The sequence below is a fragment of the Mesorhizobium sp. M1409 genome, assembly GCF_040317535.1.
GTDB lineage: Bacteria > Pseudomonadota > Alphaproteobacteria > Rhizobiales > Rhizobiaceae > Mesorhizobium.
On sequence record NZ_JAMYKV010000055.1, the window covers coordinates 1 to 25,120 of the forward strand.

The 25,120-nt window shown below is 60.9% G+C and carries 29 protein-coding genes; 19 read left to right on the forward strand and 10 right to left on the reverse strand.

Annotation, left to right across the window (positions count from 1 at the left end):
* The coding region (locus tag NKG99_RS29650) for a TCP-1/cpn60 chaperonin family protein (RefSeq protein WP_352872712.1) at positions 1–626 on the forward strand (626 nt) is incomplete at its 5' end.
* Between the two features lie 644 nt (positions 627–1,270).
* On the opposite strand, the gene NKG99_RS29655 is transcribed toward NKG99_RS29650, so the two are convergent.
* Positions 1,271–2,008, reverse strand: coding sequence for a helix-turn-helix transcriptional regulator (locus NKG99_RS29655; RefSeq protein ID WP_352872713.1), 738 nt, complete (start codon positions 2,006–2,008; stop codon positions 1,271–1,273).
* 554 nt (positions 2,009–2,562) lie between these two features.
* Here NKG99_RS29655 and NKG99_RS29660 point away from each other — a divergent pair.
* Positions 2,563–3,915: an IS5 family transposase gene (locus NKG99_RS29660; RefSeq protein ID WP_352872715.1), complete on the forward strand. Its 1,353-nt coding sequence runs from the start codon at positions 2,563–2,565 to the stop codon at positions 3,913–3,915.
* Between the two features lie 349 nt (positions 3,916–4,264).
* Here NKG99_RS29660 and NKG99_RS29665 read toward each other — a convergent pair whose 3' ends face one another.
* Positions 4,265–4,588, reverse strand: coding sequence for a hypothetical protein (locus NKG99_RS29665; protein ID WP_352872717.1), 324 nt, complete (start codon positions 4,586–4,588; stop codon positions 4,265–4,267).
* A gap of 278 nt (positions 4,589–4,866) precedes the next feature.
* On the opposite strand from NKG99_RS29665, the gene NKG99_RS29670 reads away from it, so the two are divergent.
* On the forward strand, positions 4,867–5,235 hold the full coding sequence (locus NKG99_RS29670) for a hypothetical protein (protein WP_352689552.1): 369 nt from the start codon (positions 4,867–4,869) through the stop codon (positions 5,233–5,235).
* A 521-nt stretch (positions 5,236–5,756) separates the two neighbouring features.
* On the opposite strand, the gene NKG99_RS29675 is transcribed toward NKG99_RS29670, so the two are convergent.
* Both NKG99_RS29675 and NKG99_RS29680 read right to left on the reverse strand, forming a co-directional pair.
* Complete coding sequence (locus tag NKG99_RS29675; protein ID WP_352872719.1) at positions 5,757–6,035, reverse strand: hypothetical protein; 279 nt, start codon at positions 6,033–6,035, stop codon at positions 5,757–5,759.
* Positions 6,032–7,102, reverse strand: a complete 1,071-nt coding sequence (locus NKG99_RS29680) for an acyltransferase family protein (RefSeq protein ID WP_352872720.1) — start codon at positions 7,100–7,102, stop codon at positions 6,032–6,034. The genes NKG99_RS29675 and NKG99_RS29680 overlap by 4 nt, the downstream gene beginning before the upstream one ends.
* A 67-nt stretch (positions 7,103–7,169) precedes the next feature.
* Here NKG99_RS29680 and NKG99_RS29685 point away from each other — a divergent pair, with 67 nt between their 5' ends.
* From NKG99_RS29685 to NKG99_RS29695, 3 genes are read left to right on the forward strand one after another with little or no spacing between them, the layout of a single operon-like run.
* Complete coding sequence (locus NKG99_RS29685; RefSeq protein WP_352872721.1) at positions 7,170–7,760, forward strand: hypothetical protein; 591 nt, start codon at positions 7,170–7,172, stop codon at positions 7,758–7,760.
* A 58-nt stretch (positions 7,761–7,818) separates the two neighbouring features.
* Complete coding sequence (locus NKG99_RS29690; RefSeq protein WP_352872722.1) at positions 7,819–8,505, forward strand: hypothetical protein; 687 nt, start codon at positions 7,819–7,821, stop codon at positions 8,503–8,505.
* 11 nt (positions 8,506–8,516) lie between these two features.
* Positions 8,517–9,224 (forward strand): hypothetical protein, encoded by a 708-nt coding sequence (locus NKG99_RS29695; protein WP_352872724.1) that lies wholly within the window; start codon positions 8,517–8,519, stop codon positions 9,222–9,224.
* 42 nt (positions 9,225–9,266) lie between these two features.
* On the opposite strand, the gene NKG99_RS29700 is transcribed toward NKG99_RS29695, so the two are convergent.
* Both NKG99_RS29700 and NKG99_RS29705 read right to left on the reverse strand, forming a co-directional pair.
* Positions 9,267–9,599: a hypothetical protein gene (locus NKG99_RS29700; protein WP_352872725.1), complete on the reverse strand. Its 333-nt coding sequence runs from the start codon at positions 9,597–9,599 to the stop codon at positions 9,267–9,269.
* A gap of 142 nt (positions 9,600–9,741) precedes the next feature.
* Complete coding sequence (locus NKG99_RS29705; RefSeq protein WP_006205840.1) at positions 9,742–10,194, reverse strand: helix-turn-helix domain-containing protein; 453 nt, start codon at positions 10,192–10,194, stop codon at positions 9,742–9,744.
* Positions 10,195–10,840: 646 nt separating this feature from the next.
* Here NKG99_RS29705 and NKG99_RS29710 point away from each other — a divergent pair.
* The 8 genes from NKG99_RS29710 (at position 10,841) to NKG99_RS29745 (ending at position 18,723) form a co-directional block, all read left to right on the forward strand.
* On the forward strand, positions 10,841–11,182 hold the full coding sequence (locus tag NKG99_RS29710; RefSeq protein WP_352872727.1) for a hypothetical protein: 342 nt from the start codon (positions 10,841–10,843) through the stop codon (positions 11,180–11,182).
* Between the two features lie 645 nt (positions 11,183–11,827).
* Positions 11,828–12,580: a DUF7146 domain-containing protein gene (locus NKG99_RS29715; protein WP_031193865.1), complete on the forward strand. Its 753-nt coding sequence runs from the start codon at positions 11,828–11,830 to the stop codon at positions 12,578–12,580.
* A gap of 376 nt (positions 12,581–12,956) precedes the next feature.
* On the forward strand, positions 12,957–13,598 hold the full coding sequence (msuE, locus tag NKG99_RS29720) for an FMN reductase (RefSeq protein ID WP_352872728.1): 642 nt from the start codon (positions 12,957–12,959) through the stop codon (positions 13,596–13,598).
* 79 nt (positions 13,599–13,677) lie between these two features.
* Positions 13,678–14,610, forward strand: coding sequence for a TauD/TfdA dioxygenase family protein (locus tag NKG99_RS29725; protein WP_352616674.1), 933 nt, complete (start codon positions 13,678–13,680; stop codon positions 14,608–14,610).
* Between the two features lie 48 nt (positions 14,611–14,658).
* On the forward strand, positions 14,659–16,008 hold the full coding sequence (locus NKG99_RS29730) for an LLM class flavin-dependent oxidoreductase (RefSeq protein WP_352872730.1): 1,350 nt from the start codon (positions 14,659–14,661) through the stop codon (positions 16,006–16,008).
* Between the two features lie 43 nt (positions 16,009–16,051).
* The gene (locus tag NKG99_RS29735) at positions 16,052–16,900 is read left to right on the forward strand and encodes an ABC transporter permease (protein ID WP_352872731.1); all 849 of its coding nucleotides are present in this window, start codon (positions 16,052–16,054) and stop codon (positions 16,898–16,900) included.
* A 33-nt stretch (positions 16,901–16,933) separates the two neighbouring features.
* Complete coding sequence (locus tag NKG99_RS29740; protein ID WP_352872732.1) at positions 16,934–17,932, forward strand: ABC transporter substrate-binding protein; 999 nt, start codon at positions 16,934–16,936, stop codon at positions 17,930–17,932.
* A gap of 26 nt (positions 17,933–17,958) precedes the next feature.
* Positions 17,959–18,723, forward strand: coding sequence for an ABC transporter ATP-binding protein (locus tag NKG99_RS29745; RefSeq protein WP_352616685.1), 765 nt, complete (start codon positions 17,959–17,961; stop codon positions 18,721–18,723).
* A 178-nt stretch (positions 18,724–18,901) separates the two neighbouring features.
* Here NKG99_RS29745 and NKG99_RS29750 read toward each other — a convergent pair whose 3' ends face one another.
* Both NKG99_RS29750 and NKG99_RS29755 read right to left on the reverse strand, forming a co-directional pair.
* Positions 18,902–19,384 (reverse strand): RES family NAD+ phosphorylase, encoded by a 483-nt coding sequence (locus NKG99_RS29750; protein WP_352795002.1) that lies wholly within the window; start codon positions 19,382–19,384, stop codon positions 18,902–18,904.
* On the reverse strand, positions 19,381–19,812 hold the full coding sequence (locus tag NKG99_RS29755; RefSeq protein WP_023755433.1) for an Xre family toxin-antitoxin system antitoxin: 432 nt from the start codon (positions 19,810–19,812) through the stop codon (positions 19,381–19,383). Before NKG99_RS29755 ends, NKG99_RS29750 begins: the two co-directional genes overlap by 4 nt.
* Positions 19,813–20,631: 819 nt before the next feature.
* Here NKG99_RS29755 and NKG99_RS29760 point away from each other — a divergent pair.
* Positions 20,632–21,654 carry a DUF1173 family protein gene (locus NKG99_RS29760; protein WP_352872735.1) on the forward strand — a complete coding sequence of 341 codons (1,023 nt, stop codon included), beginning with the start codon at positions 20,632–20,634 and terminating at the stop codon, positions 21,652–21,654.
* 467 nt (positions 21,655–22,121) lie between these two features.
* Complete coding sequence (locus NKG99_RS29765; protein WP_352567037.1) at positions 22,122–22,406, forward strand: hypothetical protein; 285 nt, start codon at positions 22,122–22,124, stop codon at positions 22,404–22,406.
* On the opposite strand, the gene NKG99_RS29770 is transcribed toward NKG99_RS29765, so the two are convergent.
* Together NKG99_RS29770 and NKG99_RS29775 are read right to left on the reverse strand one after the other, a co-directional pair.
* Positions 22,363–22,962 carry a thermonuclease family protein gene (locus NKG99_RS29770; protein ID WP_352872736.1) on the reverse strand — a complete coding sequence of 200 codons (600 nt, stop codon included), beginning with the start codon at positions 22,960–22,962 and terminating at the stop codon, positions 22,363–22,365. The two genes, NKG99_RS29765 and NKG99_RS29770, sit on opposite strands and share 44 nt — an antisense overlap.
* Entirely contained in the window at positions 22,962–23,501 is a 540-nt protein-coding gene (locus NKG99_RS29775) for a hypothetical protein (RefSeq protein WP_352872737.1), read from the reverse strand. Before NKG99_RS29775 ends, NKG99_RS29770 begins: the two co-directional genes overlap by 1 nt.
* An 89-nt stretch (positions 23,502–23,590) precedes the next feature.
* Here NKG99_RS29775 and NKG99_RS29780 point away from each other — a divergent pair, with 89 nt between their 5' ends.
* Genes NKG99_RS29780 through NKG99_RS29790 form a run of 3 tightly spaced genes read left to right on the forward strand, consistent with a single transcriptional unit; the run spans position 23,591 to position 25,080 of the window.
* Positions 23,591–24,445 (forward strand): lytic transglycosylase domain-containing protein, encoded by an 855-nt coding sequence (locus tag NKG99_RS29780; protein WP_352872738.1) that lies wholly within the window; start codon positions 23,591–23,593, stop codon positions 24,443–24,445.
* Positions 24,446–24,457: 12 nt separating this feature from the next.
* A complete protein-coding gene (locus tag NKG99_RS29785) occupies positions 24,458–24,766 on the forward strand; it encodes a TrbC/VirB2 family type IV secretion system protein (RefSeq protein WP_023819752.1) in 309 nt (102 codons plus the stop codon).
* 5 nt (positions 24,767–24,771) lie between these two features.
* A complete protein-coding gene (locus NKG99_RS29790) occupies positions 24,772–25,080 on the forward strand; it encodes a VirB3 family type IV secretion system protein (RefSeq protein ID WP_023819753.1) in 309 nt (102 codons plus the stop codon).
* Positions 25,081–25,120 lie beyond the last annotated feature (40 nt).

Here is a 25,120-nt window from a genome sequence, read left to right on the forward strand (position 1 = left end):
AGATCCAGGGCCGCGTTGCCCAGATCAAGCAGCAGATCGAAGAGACCACTTCGGACTACGACAAGGAGAAGCTGCAGGAACGTCTCGCGAAGCTCGCGGGCGGCGTTGCGGTGATCCGCGTCGGCGGTGCGACGGAAGTCGAAGTCAAGGAAAAGAAGGACCGCGTCGATGACGCCCTCAACGCGACCCGTGCGGCCGTCGAAGAAGGCATCGTTCCCGGCGGCGGCGTCGCCCTGCTGCGCGCTTCGCTGAGCATCAAGGCAACCGGCGCCAACTCCGACCAGACCGCCGGCATCAACATCGTTCGTCGTGCGCTGCAGGCTCCGGCCCGCCAGATCGCGGCCAACGCCGGTGCGGAAGCTTCGATCGTTGCCGGCAAGATCCTTGAGAACAAGGGCGCGACCTTCGGCTACAACGCCCAGACCGGCGAATATGGCGACATGATCGCCATGGGTATCGTCGATCCGGTCAAGGTCGTTCGTACCGCTCTCCAGGACGCGGCCTCGGTCGCCGGCCTGCTGGTCACCACCGACGCCATGATCGCCGAAGCTCCGAAGAAGGAAGCGGCTGGCGGCGGCATGCCTGGCGGCATGGGCGGCGGCGGCATGGGCGGTATGGGCTTTTAAAGGTCCACGCATCTCGACAATTTCGAAAGGGCGGCAAGCAATGCCGCCCTTTCTTCGTGCCCTTGCGCCGGTTGTCGGCGACCCGCAAGCCGGGGTATACGCCCGCCAAGGGTATGCTTATGTTTGAACGGATTCTGCCTTTTTTCCTGGGGCTGGCCTTACTGTTGGGCAGCGGCTGCGCGCACAGCGATGATGGTACGGTGATTATTCCGAGATCGCTTGATGCCAGGCGATTCTTTGACAAAGAGCCGCCACGCCTGCAGCAGCCACAGACCGAAACCAGCGTGTTACCGGTTGCGCCACAGGAGCCGGAGAGGCTCGAACCGAGCCGTACGGCAAGTCGCAAGCCATCAAACAGACGTGCATCGCGGGCCGCAAGTCCTCCGCTGTCCTCTTCCGACCCACACAAGCCGCTTGTCTGCAAGAACATCAGCGAGACCGGCAAGCGGTACCGTGTGGTTTGCGAATAGGACACTTGCTTTGGCCAGCATTCTACCCTCAGAGCGTCGCAGTGCCTTTCCGGATCAGGTTGTCCAGAGCGACATCTCCCTTCTTTCCCCATGATTCAGTCATTCTAGCATTCCCAGCTTCACGAAACGGAACGAGTTTTGCCGGCGGCTTCCCGCGAAGCGCTTGGCTACCGATCAGAACAGTCTTTGAAAGAAAAGGCCGCGCTCTGCCGCGATCGCAACCGCATGGGCCAAGCTTTTGGCACCAAGCTTGGCCCGTGCCAGATCAAGATGAAATCGGACCGTGCGAGGGGATAGCGACAGTATCTCTGCGGTCCGTTTGACCTTCTCTCCCCTCGCGTACCATTTCAGGCATTCGATCTCTCTATCGGAGCAGACCGTCGGATGGCGTGGCCTTCCTTGGATTCGACCGATAGCATTGTGAAATTCACCGGCGAGATGCTGGAAGTCGCGAACCTCGGATTTGAGAAACGTCTGCCACGCCGCTGCGTTCTCGTTGCTCGTCACGGTCAGAATGCCGCGGTCGCCGTCGACACCCCTCACCGGGAACGTGACGCCATGCTTCCCGACACCATGTTCCCTCGCTTCACCGAAGAACGCGCGCACGGGCTTGTCCGATAGGTCGATCTCCTTCCAATCAACCAATTTCAAAGCACGCAGCCCATAGCGAAGCACGGGATCGATGTCGAAAAAATCCTTCTCGATGTAGCGTTTCACCCAGTCAGGCGAATAGGTGGTCACATAGAACGGCTTACTCGGTTCCTCGTAAACCGGCCTGACGGTAAGAAAGGCCGCCGTCTCAAGACCGTAACTTTCGACAATTGTGTTCAGAAGGTCCGCCGCGTCCGCAGGAGAGGCAACTGCGTGAATACCCTCCGTCACGTCGTGAAAATTTGAGTCAAATCTCGCCATATCCAGCTCATCTCCTTGCTATCGACGCGCCTCTCCAAGCCATTCGCGCGGCTATCGAACTAGGTTGCTCCTCGCTGGATTCCAGCGTCTCACGACCTGTCAAAAGTGACAGGCAAAACCGCCAGTATACATAGGTTGCAACCCGCATTATTCCAAATTGGATGACCACAACCCGGCGTGGAGGAAACGCCTTGGATACGATTTTGCTTTCGTCGAACGATGTGGGTCGGCAGACTAACCCTACGCGTACCTCGCGCCGTGCATCACATCGGAGTTCCGGAACGGACGACCACGAAATTTGCCGTCTCTGCTCGGAGCTAAAACAATTAGACGCTGATCGGGAGGCTCTTTTTGCTTTCTTCCCCCCGCCTGCGCCGGGCAACCCTGCGCAGAGCAGGCAGTTTTTCACAAAGCTGAACTCGATTACGGCTCGCTATTTAGTTCGGCCTGAAAAATAGCTTGAAGCCTTGTGTTGCAGGGATTCCCAAGGGGTTTGAAGTATTGGAAAATGCCGGAAATCGAATCCGATCCTGTCCCTTTCCGGTGTTTTCGCGATGCTGCCATCCCGTCCGTCACGCAACAGGAATGACCTCTTCCGCGAACGTCTGGACGCGATCATCAACATGAGGCACCCGCTGGTCCGGCTTTCAGGTCTGATGCCATGGGCACGGTTCGATGAGACGTTCGGCCGCTTCTACCGTCCGGTCGGCAGGCCGGCCAAGCCGACGCGGTTGATGGTCGGGCTGCATTACCTCAAGCACGTCCATGACCTGTCGGACGAGGAGGTGGTGGATCGCTGGGTGGAGAATGCCTACTGGCAGTATTTCTGCGGCTTCGAGTTCTTCCAGCACGAGGCGCCGATCGACGCCAGCACGATGACGCGCTGGCGCAAGCGGATCGGGCCGGAGGGGCTTGAGGAAATGCTGAAGGCGAGCGTCGAGGTTGCACTCGACACCGGGACGGCCAAGCCGAACTCGCTGGAGCGGATCACCATCGACACCACGGTGCAGCCGAAGGCGATCGCCCATCCGACCGACAGCCGGCTTTACCTGAAGGCCATCCAGATACTGGTTCGCCAGGCGAAGCGGCATGGCGTCGTGCTCAGGCAGAGCCACACCCGACTCGCCAAGGCCGCGGCGGTTCGCGCCGGCCGCTATGCCCACGCCCGGCAGTTCCGCCGGATGCGACGCGAACTGAAGCGCCTGCGCACCTATCTCGGACGCGTGTTCCGCGACATCAGCCGCAAGATCGCCGGCAATGCCGAACTCGAGGTCAGGTTTGCTCGATTGCTCGGGCTGGTCGAGCGGCTGCTAGTCCAGAAGCCGAAAGACAAGAACAAGCTCTATTCACTGCATGCGCCCGAGGTGGTCTGCATCTCGAAAGGCAAAGCCCGTACGCCCTACGAGTTTGGCTGCAAGGTCGGGATCGCAACGACGAACCGGGAAGGCCTCGTGCTGGCCGCCAAATCCTTCGAGGGTAATCCGTATGACGGCCATACGCTCGCCGCGACCGTCGATCAGGCGGTGGAGATCGGCGGCGTCGACCCGGACCGCCTCTATGTCGACAAGGGCTATCGCGGCCACGACTACAAAGGCTCGGGCTCGGTGATGATCGCCGGCCATCGGCGCGGCCTGACGGCCACTATGAAGCGGGAACTGAAGCGACGATCGGCCATCGAGGCCACCATCGGCCATATGAAAACCGATGGGCGGCTGGACCGGAACTTCCTTCTCGGCCATGTTGGCGACGCCATCAATGCGCTGCTCGTGGCCGCAGGCCACAATCTGCGCCTCATCCTCGCCACGCTGGCGCTTTGGCGTGCGCTCATCCTGCTGGCGCTTGCTGCTTCAGCCGCGAAACCGGATACTTCCCCCCGTCTCCGCGACCATGCCGTGTCAATGGCTTAACCGTTGTTCAGGGCGGACTATTTAGCGCTCGAACAGCGGCTTCGAAAGGCTCGCAGCGATATCAGGCAAGGCCGCCCACGAAGCCGCTGAGTTCCTCCAGCGGATGCCGCTGCGACCGCCACGGCATAGCGCGCATTCCGAGTATCGATTGCCGGATGGCCCCGCGTCAACTCGACACCGAGGCCCTACCCGGCCCATCGGGCGCGGATCCGGATACGAGCACCCTCCTCCCCTCGCGGGATATGATTCAGAGACACTTGCACAGCGATTTGCAAGATAGTTTACTGACTCAATGAATCTGACGAGGAGTGATCCATGGGAACCAGCAATCAACTTTTGCTTCGTGCACCTATCGCGGCGTCGACAGCTGCGACCTGGGCCAGACCGCGACGCTGGGAAAGCAGGCGTTGCCTTGTGGGGTTGTCGCCATGGCATGGCTCGTAACCGCCACCTTGAAACAATGGCTTGTCTGCTCGCCGATCCGGAAAGACGAGGGCGTTGTGCAGCCAGCGAAATGGCCGACGTCGCCGGCGAAAGGCGGAAAGCAGGCGTAGCCGTCACCCTCCCCGATGAACTCGATCGTCGCATCCTCCTCTACGCCCAGATCGAGCGTCAGGCTCGCAAAACCCATCGCGGCATTTGGGCCAGCACCTTCCAGATGCCTTGGCTTCACCGGAAATTCTCACCTGCAAACCCATGACCCCCGAGCACGATATGCGTTCTTTTCGTCACATCCTCCACCTCGTCGCATCCGCGGCCTTGCTCGCCGGTTGCGCCGAGCGAGTGCCGGATGCTTCACATTCGGCCGGCCCCGCTTCGGCTACGGACTCCTATTGGAAGCCTGATCGGGTCAGTCGCAGCCGGCAAGAATATGCGCCAGACTGGGGGCGCTTCCCGCCGGTCCTTACCCGGCGAGCCGGCTACCCAACCGAAGCTCAGGCGAATAACGCCTTGCGCCGCTCGCATTGGAACTCCGTGCCTGTGCGCACGCTCATCACCAAGGAAGGCATCAAGACGATCTCCGTCCCAGCGGAAGCCCCGGACACGATCGCTGCAGGAGTTCGCGTCTTTGCCTGCCGGCCAGGAGCGCTCAACGGCTATACTGGCCGCGTGCAATTTTACGACGGCCCCGTCGTCGCCTGCGCTTCCGACCTCCTGTCTGCCGATGGTCGCGTGCTCGCCCGAGTACCCCTCAATTTCTACTACTGGCAGAAGGCTTGGCGCGTCCAAGACCCGAGGCCGTCCTACAAGTCTGTCCCGTGGGCCTATCAGGAACCCTCGCCGCCCAAGAGCAAGGGCTGGTTCGGTGACCGCTACTAAGCGGCGGCCGTCACACTGCCGCGTGTCGGCTGGCCAGATGCGCACAGAAGCCGACGGCCAAACCAACGGCGCCGGCGTCGGCAAGATTGTCCGCGGGCGTATGAGAGGTACGCTGCGAGCGGCTTTTACGACGCTCCGGATGTGTCGTCACGCAGCGTGCCAATTCACCACCGCGTCTCTTCGTGCAGATCCCAGTTCGAAGATTGCGACGAACGTCTTCGGCGACTTCGAGCGTATTGCGTGTGGTCGCGCCAGCGGAGGCGACCTTCACGCATGGAGGCCGCATCGCTCACCTCCGGCCGAAAGATCATGCTTCCCTATGCGAGACCGATCCTGTCGTTCGGCCAAAGCGTTTCGCAAGGCTTTAGTTCAATCTCTTTCCTGGCGAAATCAGTGTCAGTGCATGGCATTGCTGACGGTCGTCCACGAAGATCAAACTGCGGATATCGTGCATTCAGCATTCCGGGGGATCGAGCGGCAGGCCGCACAGCCCCCAACATGGTAGCCACTTCGCGTCGAAGTCATCTACCGGTCAGGTTCTGCTTTTCTGCTGGGAGCTCGCTTCGCACGAACACGTCCAGCACTTGCGCGATATCGACCCCTGACGGCGATCCGTTGCGCACCATACCCCTCGATACCGCCGAGCGCATGTCTCCAATGACGCAGCATGCCGCGACGAGCGCTGCCACGGCATCGCCGTCGGTCTCGGTCAAAAGCTGCTCCGCCAGCGCCCTCGCTCCTCGCGGAATTTGATCGACATCTTCACCACCAAGCGACCACTGACGATTTTCTTCCGTCACGGCAACACCTCCCGGACTGTTCGATTTGACCATTGGCGGCCGAGCTGCCGGAGCGGATCTCCGATTGCCACCGTCAGCACATGAGACAGCCCGATCGCGACCGCGATCGAGAGCGTTGCCGTCGCCGGAGCGTCCAGGAATTGGCCAAGCGACCAGTTGAACAGCGCCAGCACCGGCAGATGGATCAGATAGAGGGCATAGGAGATGCCTCCCAAGCGGCGCAGTATCCGCCCCGGCCAGTTCACAGAATCATCCCGCAAGGTCGCCCTTGTCACGATCCACCCGCACATCAGCGCCAGCACGGCAGTCGCCACGCCATGCATCGCCGGCGGCAAGATCGCCAACATGAAGGCCCCGACCGTCATCCAGAACGCCGTTTCCATGTTACCGATCGCCCTCAGGTGTTCCGCCAGCCGTGGCCATGCGCTTGCGCTCATGGTTGCTCCGATCGCCAGCCCGACCGCGATTGCATCGATGCGGAACGTCCAAAGCGTCCCGCCCCATGGCCGCAGCGTGAACGTCCCGACCACGAGAACGAGCCCGGCCAGCGCGACGAGCGCCCGCCGCGGTAGCAAGAACACCAGGAGCGGAGCCAGTAGATAAAATTGCATTTCGGCGGCGATCGACCAGAATGGCCCAAACGCATAGGCGTTCCCGCATCCTGTGGCGCCCCCGAAACAGGGCGCCCAATGCGCATTCGAGATGAAGGCGAATGCCGCCTTCGCGTCTGCAGGCTCAACGCCGCTTTCCGGGATGATCAACCCGATCGAGAGGATGGCGCCGACGCACCAGGCCAGCGGCACGATCCGCATAGCACGCCTGACATAGAAGGCGGAGGCCGCCTCGAGCGCACCGCGCTCGAGGCGCAGGCTTCGCAATGAGCGTTCCACCACCAGGCCGGAAATCACAAAGAACAGGTCGACCCCGACGTTCCACGCCGGCGCAAACAGCAGAGCGGCGACCGTCCCGCCTTCTCCGAAGACCGGCCCGACATGCGACAGCACCACCAGCCCGATCGCCAGGCCTCGCAATTCATCCAGCCCCGATAGGCGGGCTTTTTGTCCCATCCAAATATCACGCTCGACAATCATCGCGACATTGATTTAATCATAGGGCACACAAGCGAGGCAAGGAATGCATGCACGCCTGACATTTGTCGCAGTCGCGGCTGCCCTTACATTGGCGCCCCACGCTTCGGCCCAGCCGCTCACGCATGATCCGAACGCCTGGCGCGCCGTCGCCTATGCCGATCTCGAGCTCCCGAACTCGGAAGCCGTGCCCTACGCCTCCCTATGGGCCGACCGACTGAAGAAGAACAACGACGCCTACGTGGCCAAAGGCGATACACGCTTTGCGGTCGCCAACGCGCCGGCTTCCGAGAGTCACATCGTCGTTCGCAGCCCGGCCAAAACCGTCGTCCTCTCGGTCCTGCACACGCTCACCGGCTGCTCGCCGATCCGCACCGACCCTGTCGGCAATGCCACACTGAAACGATGCCCCATGCGCTTGGCGATCTACCAGAACGGCCGATCAACGGTCGCTGACGCTGGCTCCGGCTGTTTCATCGAATATGGCGCGCAACCGAATAACGTCCGCCCCGACCTGGCTCGGAATGGTGCGATGGGTGCATATGATGTTGAGGCCAAAAGCATTCGCGCCGGCATCGTATTCCAAGGTGAAATCGCCCAGGAATGCCAATTCCGGGTCCCTGTCCCGCAACCCTAGAGGAAGCAGCCCACGCCGTTGTGTTTCGGCAACCTCGATATCCCCAAGGAGCGCAATCATGATCGACACGCAGAACCTGACGTTATTCAGGACACCAGCCCGCCACCGGCCATCGCCAACGGATCAATGCTTCCCTGACGGCGCGCGATGCGCGGCCTTGACCGCGGCTCCTGGCGGCGGCCACGGCGGTGTGAAGCTCAGGAGGTTCACCATGCCCACCCTTGCCGCTCTCGCGATTATCTCCATCTCGTCCATCTCCGCACACGCATGGGAGCCTCTAGGCTACCAGTCGCTTACGGCGGCAGACGCGCAACCAGCGATAGAGAGCGCATGGTCCGATATCATCGCTTCGAATGCCGCCTATTGGCGTGACGAGCTGCACAGAAGCATTCCGCCCGGGCAGATACCGCCACTCGATATCCTGTCGAAGCCCATCAAAGTCGGATCGCACACCTTGATCGTCTCGATCGCCTCTACCCGCAATTGCGAGACTGGCGCAAACAACGCCGGCTCTTCCTTGGAGCCTGACCTCTGCGAGGCGCGCATCATCGATGCAGATAGCGGCAAAATCGTTGCACGCGCGCAAGCCTGCTACGTCGATCTGTCCGATGACGATCGACCCCAGGCCAATCGGGACGATCGAACCGAAATCGACGTCAAAGTGAACGCCAAAGAGATTCGTTTTCGTTCTTTCGTCGGCGGCAAGGAGTGGTCTCGATGCACAACCAGCCTAAAGCTTCCGTGAGGCACATTCCTATGTATCGTCTCTATTCCAAACTGAGCCGCGTCCTTGCCGCCGGCCTTCTAGTCTGCAACTCGGTGGCAGCGGCATCAGCCGGCGCACAATATTGCGAACGCACCGACTATTCCGCACAGGACATCACAGATGCCGTAAGGAATTCGTCCCTGCGCGACGAGCTGAAAAACACGTCGTGCAGCCTCGGCGGCCTTGGCCGCTTCGAATCCGGCGGCAACAAAGGCGTCTACAATGGCTCTTGCTGCACCGGCACCTTCCAGTTGAACAACACCAGCATCAAAAACTACGCAGGCATGTCGCGTTCCGAGTTTGGCTGCCAATCCCTCCAGTTCCAAGTCGACACCTGGGCCAAGCTTACAAACGACGGCTATAACTCCGCGCCCGTCAAGCAGCTCATGCAAATGGATACCTTCGACGGTCAGAAGGTTGATGCCTCATTGATCGCCGCCTGCATTCAATTGGGGACGGGCAATTGCCAAGAGATGGTTCGGTCGGGCCGCTGTAGCGGATTCTCCGACATCAACGGGACGACGATCTGCGATATGGCAAGGAACGCCCGCTCCATGGCCGACGCCAATTGCCAGGAAGATAACAAAGCCGCTTGCCTGGGCCCGGGGGATTTCAATACAGGCGGTGACACAAAACTCGCTTCATCCGCTCCCGGTCCCGCCGGCAGCGACATCAACGTTGCCCCTGGTCAGGTGTGACACCGTCTCCCCATTGAGGGCCATGGCGTCGGCCCGCCGCCTTCAATGGGAGAGATTGCGCGACGAGAGCTTTACAAATCCCCGTTTCAGATGGCTTGCCAACTCCTGGCGCACATCATCAGGCCATTGCTCCATCCCAACGTAGTTCACTTCGGCGGCAACCAGCGACCAGTACAGCAGATCCGCGTATCGTCCTTCGAACAGAGCCGCCACGATGAACTGTCCGATCACCAACGTGATCGCCTCGGGCTTGCCTTTCTTCCGCAGAAATTCCGAGACCTCTTCCACCCATGGTTTCGGGTGGCAATCGACAAACGCCGCCGCTTCCTTATAGAGCGCATTGTCTCCTGCGACTTGCCAGATATTCGCTTGCATCGTGAACCCTTCAGCAATGATGCCAATGCATCGACGCTGGCGGATTTCCTGATGCGAGTCAAAGAAATATACAGTAGATTTTCTGTCAATCGTAGCAAATGAATCTACGCTGGTAGTTTAGCATCTTCTACTTTTCTTGTCTCTACTGGTTTGCCCTGCGTCCCTTTTTGGCTGGAGGCAGCCGCTTCTTCTCGGAGGTTGCCCCAGCGGGGCTGGCTGCCTCTTTCAAAGAAGGAACACCACTGAACTCCGTCATCGAGCGCTTCACAGCACGCGTGGCCTCAATATGCCGCGCAATCTCGGTGAAGCTGAAGCCGAACGTCTCGATGTCCCGCTTGACGCTGTCGTCGTCACCAGTCCGACCAATGAGCGTCCACACCGGAACCTTGAGGTGTCGCGCCAGCCGCTCCAGCGTGACGAATGTCGGGTTCCCCTTCCCCGTCCGCAACTGGTAGAGCGTGCCGCGCGATAGCCCCGTAGCGTCGGCAAAACTTGCATAGTCCGGGTACTCGTTCTCGATTTGGCGAAGTCGCAGCGCGAGCAGGATCGAAAGCCAACCATCGCTGTCTTCTGTCTTGTTTTTAAATATCGGCACAGCTGCCCCCCTGCTTATCGGTCGGAATATGACGGCCATTTTTTGCAGAATGTCTAGTGCTCAGGGCTTGTAGCCGAAACGATCACTCATTGCCCTATTAAAGTGTCGCGGCATCCTTCCCATACTCCGCAAAGTGACGGCGTACAGCTTTTGACCCGCTAAATCGTTCCAGATGCACGATAGCATTTGACGATCTGCATGCCCTGTTGAAAATGAATAATTAAATGAATCCGGTTTGGATCTCGTGGGTCCCCTTACTAATGAATTTGTCGTGTGCCACCTCATCCGGAGGGACAACCCTGATCTCTGCCCTTGCGGCAGGCAGGCCCTGCAATCGTTGCACGATACCACTTCGAATGACCTGGTTCAGGTCGACCACAAGCGAGACTTCGACGCCGGTGGTTCTGGCGATCACACTCAAGACGGGGCCGCAAGGCTTGCCCCCCGGGGCCAATCTCTATGCCTGTTCGAGATGGAAACGGCGCCGGGTAATACTCTGAAGCCGATACCGCCAAAAACGGCACCTTGCCCCAGCCGTCGAAAAGCGCTTGATCCATGAGGGGCCATCCTATCTCCATTGATCATTATAATGACGATCAATCTGTGATATTATAATGATCAACATCGAAATAGGAGACTCGCCGTCATGTTCATGAGGTTCGCGTTCGCAATTTTCGCCGGCGGCGTGCTCGCTTTCTTCGCCCTGCCCGATCAGGAAGCCGGCCTTCGCATGCTCAGCTTTTCCACTGCTTTCTTGATCCTGTCCCTCTCCGCCGTCTGTGTCATCGAATTTCTAACCCACAGTATCGGACGTCATCGTCTTCGCTCGTCGTTACAACTGTCGCGCTGTGATGACGATCTTCCTTTGCATGACGCTGCAAAGTTCGAGCGCTCCGCCTGGTCAACGTCCGGCGTCAACCCCCAGGATCCGAAACTGGCCTGGCAGTACCGCGTCAACGATCAGCGCCTTGGCCGCTTCAAACTCTAACAGGCTCTCCTTGCCAGGATCTGCTCAATCACGCACAGAGGATCCTGCTCTTCCGTCAGGTCTGTGATCTCCTGATACGGTAGCCCCAAATGATTCGAGGCTTGCGCAAGGCAGCGTCCCGAATCCCCCAAGGCCCAGACCGAGACGCCCAGGAACGCCGCCATTGTGCCGATCGTCTGAAGGTCGGGTTGCGCGTCCGCGCGCAGTCATAAGGCGTTGCTGCCCAGACACCACCATGCTGCGGTTCGCGTGCAAATGGTTCTCGTCATTACCTCATGCAACGGCTCCTGATCGCTAATCTCGAGTGTTTGCGAATGGCGCTCTCAGCGATGCAGGCTTGGGGCTACTTGGCCGAGGCGATCCTGCCGGCACGACGGCTAAGGCCTGGCCCTTGAAACGCCCCGGTTATTTCGCCGGAGACGTTCAACGCGCTATTACATTATTCTATTGATCCGATAGCGGCCTGGCGGCATTGTCAGGTCCATGACAAAGGTGTCGTGGCCAAGCGCTGCGCAGGTATATCGCGCCTTAGGAGGATTCCCGGCGCGCGGCAGCTACTTGTGCCGTTGCCCAGTACCAAGTCACGGGCAAGGCAAAGGCGACCGCCATCCCTCCCTCTCTGTTCGTGACGGGGATTATCGTCTTATGCTGTACTGCTTTGCAGGCTGCGATCCCGTCGACATCGAGACCGCCATTGCGGACCTGGATTTGTCGAAGCGCGCGGCCGAGCCTCTGCGTCGTGTTCGTCCGGCGGCGCCCAAAACCACGGCAGCGGACGCGCTCGCGCTCTGGTCGAGAGCGATTGCGCTCGGCGGCACGCACGGCGAAGCTTATCTTGCCTCTCGCCGTCTGCCGGCGACGTTGCCAACTTTGCGCTTTCTGCCGGGCTATCGGTTGGGAAAGAACCGCTTTCCCGCGCTGGTGGCTGCTCTGCAGGCCCCAGACCGTTCGATCTGTTCGGTGCAGCTCACCCTCTTGCACCCGACACGACCAGAAAAGGCGGCGCTGGACGAGCCACGCCGCATCATCGGCCCGAGCCGGGGCTTTGCCTTGCGGCTCGCCCCAGCGGCCGACGTCCTTGGTATTGCCGAAGGCTATGAGACCGGCCATGCCGTAATGCTGCGATACGGCTTGCCCGTCTGGTGCTCACTGGGAGCACCACGGTTGCCATTTCTTCAGCTGCCCGAATGCGTACAGCGGATCGTCGTCTTCGCCGATCCGGACAAGCCCGGCCTCAGCGCGGCCGAACGCGTTCGCGAAGCCAACCCTGAGCGCCGGGTCCTCATTCATAGACCGCCCGACGACCGGGATTTCGCGAAGCTGTGGGAGGACGATCCGACGCCCGAGACCCTACCCTTGGATCTTCTGCTGCGCGAAACACTCGGCGCAGACACCTGAGCCCCTCGGCGGCCAGCTTGGCCATCAACTTTGATCACAAATTGGGCACCACTTGTTCTGGCGAAGGGTGCCTTCGAGCATCTAGAACCGGCACCAGGTGCGCGCCTATCTCTACTCGACACCCAAGCCTTGGCTTCAGAAGACCAGCGCCGAAGTCTTCCGTCAAAGGATACTGTCGACCACTCGGTGAAGGCGCTAACCCGCCTCGCTGCACAGTCGCTCAACGAGAACTCACAAACGCCAAAAGCGGAGGAAGGGAATTTTACAAGCCGCCACAAATACGCAATTCTCTTTCTCTATAGATTTTATATACATAACTATTCTGTCCCCTCGTCGCGGCTGCGGCCCGCAGTTTCAAGGAGAGGGACAGGACCAAATGACCAGACCCGCAATCGTCGGATTTTCCGGCAGTTTCAGTTCTCCTTCCCGGACGCGCGCTTTGGTCGAAGAGATAGCGAGGCGAACGGCGCACCAATATGAGAGAAGCTTCGAGGTCATGGATATTGGGCAGTTCCTGCCTTCGCTCGGCGCCGCGCACCGCCTCTCCGATCTGGACACGAAGGCAAGGCGACTTGTTGACCATCTCCTGCAAGCCGAAGCACTGATCGTCGCAAGCCCGGTCTACAAAGGTAGTTACGCTGGCCTCTTCAAGCATTTCATCGATCTTCTGGAGCCCACCGCCTTCATAGGCAAACCGGTACTTCTGGCCGCGACCGGCGGCGGAGACCGACACGCGCTGATTGTCGAGCATCAGCTACGGCCGCTCTTCGGCTTCTTCGAGGCACGAACGCTGGCGACAGGGATCTATGCTTCAGAGCGCGACTTCGTCGACCAAACCTCCGTATCCCCGACACTGGCGGATCGGCTCGACCGTGCGATCGGGCAATTCGCGCCCTATCTGGCCTCGCGAATTCGAGACCAGTTGGTTTCGGATTCCGACGCGCCTCAGGCGGACATTGCTATCGCCCGGGGCCGGTGGCGCGCTTCGAACCGGGTTTCTAACGCAAATCTCGGCTGAAGCGCCTCCTCCAGCCCTGTCTGGATCTTCGAGAAATCGTCAGCCGCCGCCACAAACTCGATCCGCCTGGAGACTACCCATGACCAAGCCTGCTTTCATTGATGCAACCATTCCGGAAGCCGATGTTGCTCCCCTCACAGCACGCGTCGGCGCAGAGATCAGCAACGTTCGTCTATCCGGTGATCTACCCCATGCTGTCGTGGTGGCGATCAACCAGCTTCTCCTGCGCCACAAGGTCGTGTTCTTCCGCGACCAGGGGCACCTTGACGATGCCGAGCAGGAGCGTTTCGCCCAGCGGCTCGGCGATTTGGTACCGCATCCGACCCAAGGGCCAATCGTGGGAACGGCCTCGATCCTCGAACTCGATTCAAGTCGCGGTGGAGGGCGCGCCGATCAGTGGCACACCGACGTTACGTTCGTCGACGCCTATCCAAAATTCTCGGTCCTGCGCGGCGTGGTCATTCCGTCGGCCGGCGGCGACACGATTTGGTCGAATACCGCCGCCGCCTACGAGACTTTGCCGCCAGCCCTCAAGCGCCTCGCCGACGATCTTTGGGCGATCCACAGCAACGCCTACGACTATGCGGCGGTGCGACCGCGGGCGACAGAGGCGGAAACAAAACACTTCGACGAGGTGTTTACTTCGACGATCTACGAGACCGAGCATCCTGTTGTGCGGGTTCATCCGGAGACCGGTGAGCGCACCCTCCTACTCGGCAACTTCGTGCAGCGGTTCGTCGGCCTGTCCAGAAGCGATTTCCACCGGGTCTACGAGTTGTTCCAATCCTACGTTACCGCACCGGAGAACACCGTTCGCTGGCGTTGGCAGCAGGGTGATGTGGCGATCTGGGACAACCGCGCCACGCAGCACTACGCCGTCAACGACTACGGCGATCAGCGCCGGGTCGTCCACCGGGCCACTGTCGACGGTGACGTGCCGGTCGCGGTCGACGGACGACGCAGCGTCTCCCGCACCAAGGCAGCCAAGCCGGCGAGGATCAAGGCGGCTTGAACACGAGGGGACGTCTCTTCAACTGATGCGACAAGAGGGAATTTGATAATGCCCAGACAGATCAAGCTAGGCGCCTTCCTGCCAGGTGGCGGACAGCATATCGCCGCATGGCGCCATCCCGACGCGCCGGCCGACGGCGCGACGAATTTCGAGTTCCACAAGCAGCTTGCGCTGACCGCCGAGCGCGGCCTGTTCGATGCCTATTTCCTGGCCGACAACCTGACCGTCGGCCTCGGCGCCCGCGAAGGCGGCAATGCCAAGATCGCCGGCTTCGAGCCGGTGACGCTGTTTGCGGCCTTGGCGCCGCTCACCACGCATCTCGGCTTCATCGCCACGGCCTCCACCACCTATGAGGAGCCCTACACACTGGCGCGCAAATTCGCTTCGCTCGACCTGTTGTCGAACGGCCGCGCCGGCTGGAACGTGGTGACTTCGGCCGGCGACGAGACGGCGCGCAATTTCAACCGCGACGTCCAGCCCAACCATGCCGAGCGTTATGCGCGGGCGCATGAGCATGTCGAGACGGTGAAGGCGCTGTGGGACAGCTGGGAGGATGACGCCTTCATCCGCGACAAGCAGTCGGGCCGCTTCTACGACAAGGACAAGCTGCACGACATCGACCACAAGGGCGAGCACTTCTCCGTCAAGGGCCCGCTCAACGTGCCGCGCCCGGTACAGGGACATCCGGTGGTAGTGCAGGCCGGGCAGTCCGAGGACGGACGCGGGCTTGCCGCCCACTCGGCCGAGGTCATCTTCACCGCCCATCAGAAGCTCGAGACGGCGCAGGAATTCTACCGCGACATCAAGGCTCGCGTGGCGCAAGTCGGCCGCGATCCCGACCAGGTGCTGATCATGCCAGGCGTCGCGCCCTTCGTCGGCCGCACCGAGGATGAGGCCCGCGCCAAATACCAGCAGCTCAACGACCTCATCCTGCCCGAGGACGGTGTCGCCTTGCTCAACGGGCTCGCCGGCCAGACGCTCGACATCAGGGGTTATCCGCTCGACGGCCCGCTGCCGCCGAGCAAGGAAACCGAAGGCATGAAGAGCCGTCAGGCGCTGATCCGGCAGATCGCCGACGAGCACAACTTCACCATCCGCCAGCTCTACCAATGGGTAGCGACGGCGCGCGGCCACTACACCATCGTCGGCAGCGTCACTCAGGTCGCCGACCAGCTGGAGGAATGGTTCACCAACGAGGCGGCCGACGGCTTCAACATCCTGCCGCCCTGGCTGCCCGGCGCGCTCGATGACTTCGTCGACCTGGTCATTCCCGAACTGCAGCGCCGCGGCCTGTTCCGCACGGCTTACGAAGGCCGCACACTGCGCGAGAATCTTGGCCTCAGGCGACCGGAAAATCCATGGACCGTCGCCCGCTCGACCGTGCTGGCCGCCGAATAAATCCTCCGACGCGCCAATAACCTTCCATGGAAAGGGCAAGACGATGACTTTGCAGCACATCGAACGGCCGGTCAGTATCGGCACGCGCCGCGGCGCAACCGGCTTCGACATTGACTTCCTGCGGCCCAGCGGCCGGGCGGCCGTCCGTTTCCTGTCGCGCTACGGCGTTCTTCTGGGGTTCCTGGCGATCTGGCAGGTGGCGAGCAGCGTCGGGTGGGTCAATGCGGCGGTGCTGCCGCCGGTCGACATGATCGTTGCCGCCCTGTGGAAAGGCCTGGCGGGCGGCGTGTTGCTCGGCGACATCGCCATCAGCCTGCAGCGCGCTGGCATTGCCTTCGCAGCCGCCGTCGCGGTCGCCATTCCGCTCGGCCTGTTCATGGGCCAGGTGCGCGCCGTGGAAACCGCGCTCGACCCGATCCTGCAGCTGTTCCGGCAGACCTCGGCGCTGGCACTCTACCCGGTGTTCATCCTGCTCTTGGGGCTTGGCGAAACCTCCAAGATCTTCGTCATCTTCTGGGCGACCTTGTTTCCGCTGCTGCTCAACACCACAAGCGGCGTCAAGGAAGTCGATCCAAAACTGCTGGAAATGGCGCGCGTCTATGGCGCGACGCGGCTCACCGTATTCCGTCGCGTCGTGCTGCCGGGCGCCGTGCCCTCGATCTTCGTCGGCTTGCGGCTCAGCGCCACCACGGCACTGCTGCTGCTGATCGCGTCCGAGATGATCGGCGCCAACAAGGGCATCGGCTTCCAGGTGATGAACGCCCAATACAATTTCCAAATCCCGCTGATGTTCGCGGCGATCGTCATCCTCGCCGGCCTCGGCCTGATCGCCAACCAGGCGCTGGTCGTCCTGCAGCGGCGGCTGTGCCGCTGGAGCAATCCCGTCAACTGACCAGTCCCCTCCTCTCATCTTAGGAAGCCGATCATGAAAATCACGCGTCGTTCCCTGCTTGCCGGTGCACCGCTTGCCGCCGGCCTCATCGCCACCGGCCTGCCCCGCTTCGCTTTTGCGCAAGCCGCAGCCGTGAAGTTCCGCTACCTTGCCAGCCGAGGCGGCATCTCTCCGCATGAGCTGGCCTACGAGCTTGGCTATTTCAAAGACCTCGGCATCGAACTGGAGAATGTCGGCTATGCAGCCGGCGGCCCGGAATCGCTGTTTGCGCTTTCCTCCGGCAGCGTCGACCTCGGTTCGGCCGCCACCGCGGCGGTGATCAACTCGATCTCCGGCGGCAACGACTTCGTCGCCGCCTATCCGAGCAACGGCATCAACAAGGACGTCAAAAGCGTCTTCTACGTGCTCGAAGACAGCCCGATCAAATCGATCGCCGACATCGCCGGCAAGACCATCTCGGTCAACACGCTCGGCGCCCATCTCGACTATACGGTGCGCGAGGCCCTGCACAGCGTCGGCCTGCCGCCGGATGCCGCCAACCTTGTGGTCGTGCCCGGGCCGCAGCTCGAACAGACCTTGCGCTCGCGCCAGGTCGATATCGCCGGCCTCGGCTACTGGCAGGCGACCTTTGCCGGCGCGCTGGTCGCCAATGGCGGCGTGCGCGGCGTGTTCAACGACACCGACGTGCTGGGCGAACTCGCCGGCGGCTTTGTCGTCCTGCGGCGCGACTTCATTGCCGCCAACCCGGACGCGGCGCGCAACTTCGTCGAACAGTCCGCACGCGCCTCCGACTGGTCGCGGCAGAATCCGGACGAAGCCCGCAAGGTGCTCGCCGACATCCTCAACAAGCGCGGCGAAAATGGCGATCTCGCCCGCTACTGGACCGGCTTTGGCCTGCGCGAAGGCGCGCAAGCGACCGACCGCGACATCGATTTCTGGGTTGCCGTGCTCGAGCGCGACGGCCGCCTGGCCAAGGGCAAGCTGAAGGCCGCCGACATTCTGTACCGGCCCGGTGAAACCAAGACCAACTGAGAGCTGAGAAGGACTGGGAGCTGGAAATGACGGGCACCAACCGCGGCGGAGAGGTCTCGATCCGCGACCTCTCCAAATCCTTCACGCTCGGCGGGCGCCAGCTTGCCGTGTTGAGGACGCTCAACCTCGACGTCCGTTCCGGTGAATGCCTGATCATCGTCGGCGCCAGCGGCTCGGGCAAGACCACGCTGCTGCGCATCCTCGCCGGGCTGGAGGCCGCCGACAGCGGCGGCGTCGCCATCGACGGCAAGCCGGTTCACGGCGTCGGCGCCGAGCGCGCGGTGATCTTCCAGGAACCGCGCCTGCTGCCCTGGCTGACCGTGCTCGGCAATGTCGCCTTCGGCCTCGAAGTGCGGGGCGTCGCGAAGGCGGACGCCGAGGAGAAGGCCCGCTTCTACATCGCGCTCGTCGGTCTCGCCGAATTCGCCGACGCCTTTCCCCGGCAGCTTTCCGGCGGCATGGCCCAGCGCGTCGGCATCGCCCGGGCGCTGACCGTGCAGCCGGAAATTCTCCTGCTCGACGAGCCGTTGGGAGCGCTGGACGCCATGACCAAGATCGGCATGCAGGAGGAACTGGCGCGCATCTGGAGCGAGGAGAACGTCACCATGGTGATGGTCACGCACGATCTGGAGGAGGCGATCTATCTGGCCGACCGCGTGCTGATCCTGCCCAGGGAGAAAGGCGGCGCTGCACGGTTGATCGACGTCGACCTGCCCCGCCCGCGCGACCGCAGTGAAAGCCGGTTCGTGCGCTACCGTGAAGAGTTGCTGCGCGAGTTTGGCCTGCACTGATGGAAGTGAACGGATTAGCCCATCTCTATTGGCCGGTGTGGTAACCCTGCGGGATGGGCAAGAAAAACCGCTGAGGAATGCTCAAGCGCGATCGGTCCTACGCATGAAACGCCGATATCTCAACGCTTTGAGCCATATGCGGTAGCTCTGGAATAGTAGGGACAGAAAGCCCCTCCCGTTACGCGCCAAACAGCCGCCGGTCCCAGTAGACAGGCTGGTGGAGACTCGTCTGGATCCTTGAAAACTCCGGATGCGCTGGATTGATCAGCACATTGCTATCGAGACGCGCCACGACGCTCGGCACCAGCAGGATGACGCTGCGCCGTTCTAAACACCAGGTTTCGCCAAATCCCTTGCTCACCGTCGCCGGCATCGTGTCCCAGCCGGGCAGTGACGGCTGGGAAAAGACCTCATAGCTCAGCCCGCGCGGGATTGTGATTTCGATGTAGTGCTGGTTGGGCGGCAGTCGGCCGCTGCCATGCACCAGCTTTTCCAGGAGGGCCGTCGAATAGTGCTCGCTCGTGTAGATGATAGGGCTTCCGGGCGTGTTCCATCGCCCTGGTGCGACTGTCGAGCCTGTCGCGTCGAAGATCGGGTAGGTGCCGGCCGGATCGCCGACACGAAAGGACAATAGGGTGCGATCGAGAGTCTGCGCCGTCACGCAGCACTGCCATACTTCAGACCTCCGAGGATATCGACCACCATTTCGGCGCCGAACTCGCTGAGGATAACGATGTCGATCGGCCGCTTGTCCTCAATCATCGGATGCGGCCGAAACAAGAAATCGCGTGCTTCCTCTTCGTTCTGCCAGACATCGACAGCAAGCCCCCAGACCCGCGCCACACGGGCCAATCGTGTGCCCTCATCCGACGACAGGCGATGCGCCGTCTTGCGCCGCTCGTAGGTTGCTTTGGGGATCAGCCGGTATTTGAACTGAGCATCTCCCGGGGCAACGAGATGGGCAACGCGCTCGACCACCCCAATGGGAAGTCCATTCTCGATCCGGGAGATCAGTCCGAATGGCGACCGCGCCGCCACCTCCTTAGCAGGCAGCCCCAACACGTCGGCTACATTTCCGAACGCCAGCATTCCACTCTCCATTCATGTGAGGCACAATATAGCCTCACATGATGCGCCCTGCAAGTCCCTGCGTCAGCGCGAACCGATCCGATTACCCTGCGATCCTTGCTGTCACGCGTAGCCTTTGGCGCCCGCCAGCAGCATCAATCCTACCGACACCTCGCCTGCGTAGCCCTTCGAAAAGCGCTAAGGCGGCGAGTGCGAACCGCCTTGGTCGCGAATGATTGACACCAGGAAAAACGCGTTTCCGCCAGCGCTGAACAAGGAAGCCCGGAAGAAAGAATGGCCGGGCTCGGATACGGCCCGGCCAAAGAAGGTTAAAGCCTTCAGGGAGGAACACCGTCCGGTGGAAATGGGAGGAAACCATCGAACGATTTTACCTGTTTGATCTTATTTCAACGCGTTGGCGACGAATGGGATTCCAAAGAACATATAAAACGGCAAAAATTTGTGCGCCACATTACAGAACGTCACAAGCGCGCGGTTCCGGTCTTGAGAGGTCACCATAGTGGCGTAGCTTCGTCGGATCATCTGGCACGAGGACATGACCGCGTGCTCTTCATGCACGCCATCGATGAAACAGTCTAAGTCGACGGATTGTCTTCATGCTTCACCATCCCAGGCGGATCACGCCGCGGACGGCTACATCGCCGCCACAGCCGCTGCTTGCGGCTCTATGGTCGCCTACCTGAAACATCAGCCCATTCGAGTCTGCTGGGTTAACCACTGTCAATCCATGGGAAGGATCGTTGAACCCAATGGGTTGAACGAAACATCGGTTCAATGATTTAATCATAAGGCGAATGATCTAAAGTCGGATGGCATCTTATGAGTGACTTTGCTATTCTGGGTCGCACGGTTGGCCCCCAGCACCCGGAAATTCAGACGCTCTTGCGTCAGGCGCGGGATCAGCAGGCTCGCGTCTTGTGTTTGTGTCGGCATCCCGGGGTGCCGATGTACATCGCCGCTGTCGGCGAGGAATTGATCATCAAGCGCATGCCGAACACCGGCAAGGACCATGCGGTCGACTGTGATCGCTATGAACTGCCCCTTGCACTGTCGGGAAAGGCGGAGATCCTGGGTCAAGCAATCATCGAGGATCCTGCATCGGAGGCGGCGCGGCTGAAGCTGGCCTTCGCACTGACACAAGGCAAGGCGCGACAGGGATCAGCCGGCGAGGGGGCTTCCCACCATACTGTGAAGGCCGATCCGAAGAAGCTCACGCTGCGAGGCTTGCTCGACTATCTCTGGGAAGAGGCGGAGCTCACATTAATGGCACCCGGCTTTGTGGGAAAAAGAAATTGGGGGTTGGTCCGGAAATTTCTTTGGGGCGCGGCCGATGCGAAGTCGAGCCAGAAGTTCCAGTTGCGCGAGCTGCTGTTTATGCCGGCAATGTACTCCCCTGAGCACAAGGATCGCCTGGCAGCGGATCGGGAGCGGGCTTTCGCGGCGGCAGCCAAGGCCAAGCACAAGAAGATCGTGATCGGCATTGTGAAATCGCTAGATCCTGCCCGGTTTGGCGGCAAGCTGTCGATCAAGCATATGCCCGACGCGCCGCTCTTCATGGATGAGAAAATGTTCAGGGCAGTGCCGAAGCGCTTTGCAGCAGAATTCGACCTGTGGCGACTGCACGAAAATTCGCACCTGATCACCATCGCGACGGTCATGCAGATGCCGTCCGGCATTCTGGCGATCGACGAAATCGGCTTTATGAACGTGACGGAGAACTGGATTCCGTTTCAGCACAACGACGAAAAGGAATTGATCGAGGTCCTGACCGGGGAGCATCGGCGGTTTGTGAAAACGGCTACAACGTGCTGCCGGCGGTACCGATGGCGTTCGGTCTTCTGACCGACGTTGACCAGCAGGGAACCGCGCTTTTTGTCGTAGCGCACGATGCCAAGGAGGCGGTACGGGCGGAATTCGACCATCTGATTTCAAGCTGCGAGCTCGAGACCTGGCGCTGGGACGCAAGCGGCCCCCGGCCGGCGCTACCGAGCAAACAGCAGCGGCTTTCGCCTCCGCCCGGCAGGCAGGCTCTGGAATATCGACCGAACAACTGAAAAGCCGAATTGCGTGCGAGGCTGCAGCTGTAATTGGACCCAGCCAGGGACATAAAAATCGTGAACAAGCGAAAGACAAGATGAGGGCAATGATTCGATGCGGTTGGCGAGGGTCCGTGAGCGCGACGAAGCGCGGACGACGGCTGGCGCACCCGTAGGGCAGGCTACGCCTGAGCTTGCGTCTGGCGCCGGCGTTTGCGCTGGAAGCGATCGTTGATCGGGGCCGTGACCAGGGAGTGCGAAAAGGAGAAAGCGATGCTGAAGAAATTCGACATGGATCCGGGAACGGGCATCGTCATAGCAACAGTCCTGATTTTGGTGCTGTCCGGCGCCCGGCTTTTGAACCAGTGGGACAGTCTATCGTTTTGGCGAGAGCCGGGGCTGGTCGCGGCTATTGTTCTCGGATTGATTTCGGCGATTGCGCTTGCCGTCGCGTTCGTGGTCCGGCGATGGCCTCAGCAGAATGTACAGTATGATCCAACGCGCCGGGGACCAGTTATCGATTTGCAGGCGGATTCGAAGACTGACCAGCCTGGTTAGATGCGTTTCGGATATCGCGGAGGATGATGGCATTCGGATCGGGCACGTCGGCAAACTGCCACAGGCCAAGGTGCTGTTTTTTAGCGACCTCCTGCGCGACGATATAGGGAGCATGGACCGGAGAGCCGTTCGGAGTGACGGCCGCGAACGCCCAGCCGGTCGAGATCAGCGCCGTGCCGAGATCGATGCGAGAACCGGCCGCGGATCCTGAAGTAGGCTGCGCGACGCAAACGACGAAGCGCGTTTTGGTCGCGGCCTGCCAAGCGGCCGTGTAGCATTGAGGTTTGAGATCCCGGATGAGAGACACGAGCATGGCAAGGCTTGCCTCCCCGCAATCGACATGCCCCCCTGCGCTATTTGTGAAATATGTGCCTCGCAGGCAGGCTTGAACGCCGTAGAGACGGTGGGTCTCACCGGCATAGGTCCAGGTGTCGCCGGTGCTGAACGATGCTGTGGCGGGGATCGGAAACCAGGGATTGGATTTGTCCTCGGCCAGTGCCGGAACACTGGCGAGGACGGCCGCGAGAATGCCGGCGGCGGCGAAGCCAGGTTTCATTATTGATACCTGCTCAGATTGAACCAGAACCGTTGTTTGCCGTCGGTCGTTGTGAGATCGAGATAGTTTGGCTCCGTCTTCTGCTCGCGCCGCGTCACCGCCGATGTTGGACGCGCACCGTAACCCGAACCTCTCGGGTTCGTGCCCCAAGAGGCATTCGTTGCATTCCGCGCAGCACAGAAAGCGCCGTTGCTGTCTGGCTTGTAGACGGTTTGTGAGCGAGAGCTGTTGTCGCTTCCGCTCGATTCCGTCTCGGGCGAGACGGCGATCGTGCCGTCCGGGCAGGGTTTGAATTTCTCATATCCGATACGACCGGAACTGCCGGCCTCGGGGCACTGGGGCCAGGGCTCCCCATGCGCGACCATACGGAAAGCGCGCTCGACCGGGGGCACACATTCCCCGACGCTCGCCCAACCCTGCGGGTTGAGGATGCACAGCAAGACCTTGCAGCCAAAATCATCAGCATGGGCCGGCGCCGCCGACAAAACCGACAAGGTCGGCAAAAACGCCACAACGGGAAGAACCTTGCTCATTTTCATTGTGTCTGCCTCAATTTCGCGATTGCAGTTCATCGAGTCATTGTATTAATTCAGCATTCCAAAATCGGCAACGGCGTAGGATTATTTTAATGATTCGATCCCGCAAAACGGTACTTGCAGCGGGTGCGATCCTGGTGACGTGCCAAGCGGCGTCTGCACAGGAAGCTTCGCAAAGATTCCAGGACCGCGTTACGGCTCCCGCCACCAGCGTTAATGCTGCCGTCGACGTGAATGGCCGGGTGATGCCGGCCTACCAGGTTGAGAGCCAGGGCGTGCAGTGGGTCGGTGCGCCGGGCGACGCTGACAGTGCATCCACAACTGTGACGTCGGCCAAGGCTGACAACCCATGCCCCGGCGTCGCCGCCCTGTCGAAGGAAGAAGGACAGCGGATCGTCGAAGCAGTCGCGCGCCAGCAAGGCTTTGCCCCGCCGCTCGTCCTCGCGGTTGCCCGGGCCGAAAGCCGCTTCAATTCCGGCGCGTTATCGCCCAAAGGGGCCTATGGCCTGATGCAGCTTCTGCCGTCCACGGCGGCAAGCTACGGGGTCAATATCTGCGATCCCGCGGATAATGTGAAAGGTGGGATCGGCTTTCTGCGGGATCTGCATCGCAAATTTCCGAACCCGATATACATGCTCGCCGCCTACAATGCCGGCGAGATCGCGGTTCTCAAATACAAGGGCGTCCCGCCCTACCCCGAGACGGTTGGCTATGTCGCCAACGTCATCAACGATTTCTACCAATGGCCATCGGTCGGGTCTGAGGCGGTGATGCCCGCAGGGGCGGTAAGCCTTGACCCCACCGGTGCTCAACCGGCTGCGGCCGGCGCAGCGGATCAACGAAATGATCCGACATCCCGCGCCAACTCCCGCAATGGCAGCACAATGACGTCTCGCAAAGCGACGGCGCCGGTCTGGCAAGGCGGGATGGTGCAAAACTTTGACTGAGGAGAAGCTTTGATGACCTTGTGGAAGATGTTTGCTGCACGCAGCACTGGTGTGGCGATGCCGCTCATGCTCTTGGCAACGCAGGCGATGGCTGGGGGCGGAAATCTCCAACCGGTGCAAAGCACGCTGCAGACGCTGGTGCAGACCCTGACCGGGCCGATCGCGACGGCCTTGGCGGTTCTGTTCTGCATTTTCATGGGCTTCATGGCCTGGGCGGCACGCCTGTCATGGTTTGTGGCCGGAAGCTGGGTCTTGGGTATCGTGCTGGTCTTCGGCTCGGCCCAGATCGTCGAATTCTTTCAATCCGCGGTCGGCAGGTGATCGGCATGGCAGACGGCCGGATCGATCCTGGCGAGCCCAAATTGTTGATCACTCCGCTGGTCAAGGGCTTGACCCGAGCGCCGACGGTGCTCGGCATTCCTTACGAGCTTGCGGGGTTCATCGGCGTGCTGACCGCTGTCGTGTTCCTTGCAACCCATAATCTGGTCATGCTCTCTATCTGCGTGCCGCTCTATGCGGTTGCCAGGATCGCGATCATGCGCGATCCCATGTTCATCGAGATCATGTTCATCCGTTCACGCAAGACGCCGCCCCGAAGCGCCAGCTTCTGGGGTGCGCGCAGTTATCGGGTGTGACCGTGGCGATCGCACGGGCTCTTCGCGATGAACTGAGTTT

Coding starts and splice junctions, on each gene's coding strand:
- NKG99_RS29765 (WP_352567037.1), top strand. CDS start 22,122: ATGCTGAAGAAATTCGACATGGATCCGGGAACGGGCATCGTCATAGCA.
- NKG99_RS29785 (WP_023819752.1), top strand. CDS start 24,458: ATGACCTTGTGGAAGATGTTTGCTGCACGCAGCACTGGTGTGGCGATG.
- msuE (WP_352872728.1), top strand. CDS start 12,957: ATGACCAGACCCGCAATCGTCGGATTTTCCGGCAGTTTCAGTTCTCCT.
- NKG99_RS29780 (WP_352872738.1), top strand. CDS start 23,591: ATGATTCGATCCCGCAAAACGGTACTTGCAGCGGGTGCGATCCTGGTG.
- NKG99_RS29735 (WP_352872731.1), top strand. CDS start 16,052: ATGACTTTGCAGCACATCGAACGGCCGGTCAGTATCGGCACGCGCCGC.
- NKG99_RS29740 (WP_352872732.1), top strand. CDS start 16,934: ATGAAAATCACGCGTCGTTCCCTGCTTGCCGGTGCACCGCTTGCCGCC.
- NKG99_RS29730 (WP_352872730.1), top strand. CDS start 14,659: ATGCCCAGACAGATCAAGCTAGGCGCCTTCCTGCCAGGTGGCGGACAG.
- NKG99_RS29775 (WP_352872737.1), bottom strand. CDS start 23,501: ATGAAAATGAGCAAGGTTCTTCCCGTTGTGGCGTTTTTGCCGACCTTG.
- NKG99_RS29700 (WP_352872725.1), bottom strand. CDS start 9,599: ATGCAAGCGAATATCTGGCAAGTCGCAGGAGACAATGCGCTCTATAAG.
- NKG99_RS29770 (WP_352872736.1), bottom strand. CDS start 22,962: ATGAAACCTGGCTTCGCCGCCGCCGGCATTCTCGCGGCCGTCCTCGCC.
- NKG99_RS29710 (WP_352872727.1), top strand. CDS start 10,841: ATGTTCATGAGGTTCGCGTTCGCAATTTTCGCCGGCGGCGTGCTCGCT.
- NKG99_RS29790 (WP_023819753.1), top strand. CDS start 24,772: ATGGCAGACGGCCGGATCGATCCTGGCGAGCCCAAATTGTTGATCACT.
- NKG99_RS29725 (WP_352616674.1), top strand. CDS start 13,678: ATGACCAAGCCTGCTTTCATTGATGCAACCATTCCGGAAGCCGATGTT.
- NKG99_RS29690 (WP_352872722.1), top strand. CDS start 7,819: ATGATCGACACGCAGAACCTGACGTTATTCAGGACACCAGCCCGCCAC.
- NKG99_RS29680 (WP_352872720.1), bottom strand. CDS start 7,102: ATGGGACAAAAAGCCCGCCTATCGGGGCTGGATGAATTGCGAGGCCTG.
- NKG99_RS29685 (WP_352872721.1), top strand. CDS start 7,170: ATGCATGCACGCCTGACATTTGTCGCAGTCGCGGCTGCCCTTACATTG.
- NKG99_RS29755 (WP_023755433.1), bottom strand. CDS start 19,812: ATGCTGGCGTTCGGAAATGTAGCCGACGTGTTGGGGCTGCCTGCTAAG.
- NKG99_RS29715 (WP_031193865.1), top strand. CDS start 11,828: ATGCTGTACTGCTTTGCAGGCTGCGATCCCGTCGACATCGAGACCGCC.
- NKG99_RS29695 (WP_352872724.1), top strand. CDS start 8,517: ATGTATCGTCTCTATTCCAAACTGAGCCGCGTCCTTGCCGCCGGCCTT.
- NKG99_RS29660 (WP_352872715.1), top strand. CDS start 2,563: ATGCTGCCATCCCGTCCGTCACGCAACAGGAATGACCTCTTCCGCGAA.
- NKG99_RS29655 (WP_352872713.1), bottom strand. CDS start 2,008: ATGGCGAGATTTGACTCAAATTTTCACGACGTGACGGAGGGTATTCAC.
- NKG99_RS29760 (WP_352872735.1), top strand. CDS start 20,632: ATGAGTGACTTTGCTATTCTGGGTCGCACGGTTGGCCCCCAGCACCCG.
- NKG99_RS29745 (WP_352616685.1), top strand. CDS start 17,959: ATGACGGGCACCAACCGCGGCGGAGAGGTCTCGATCCGCGACCTCTCC.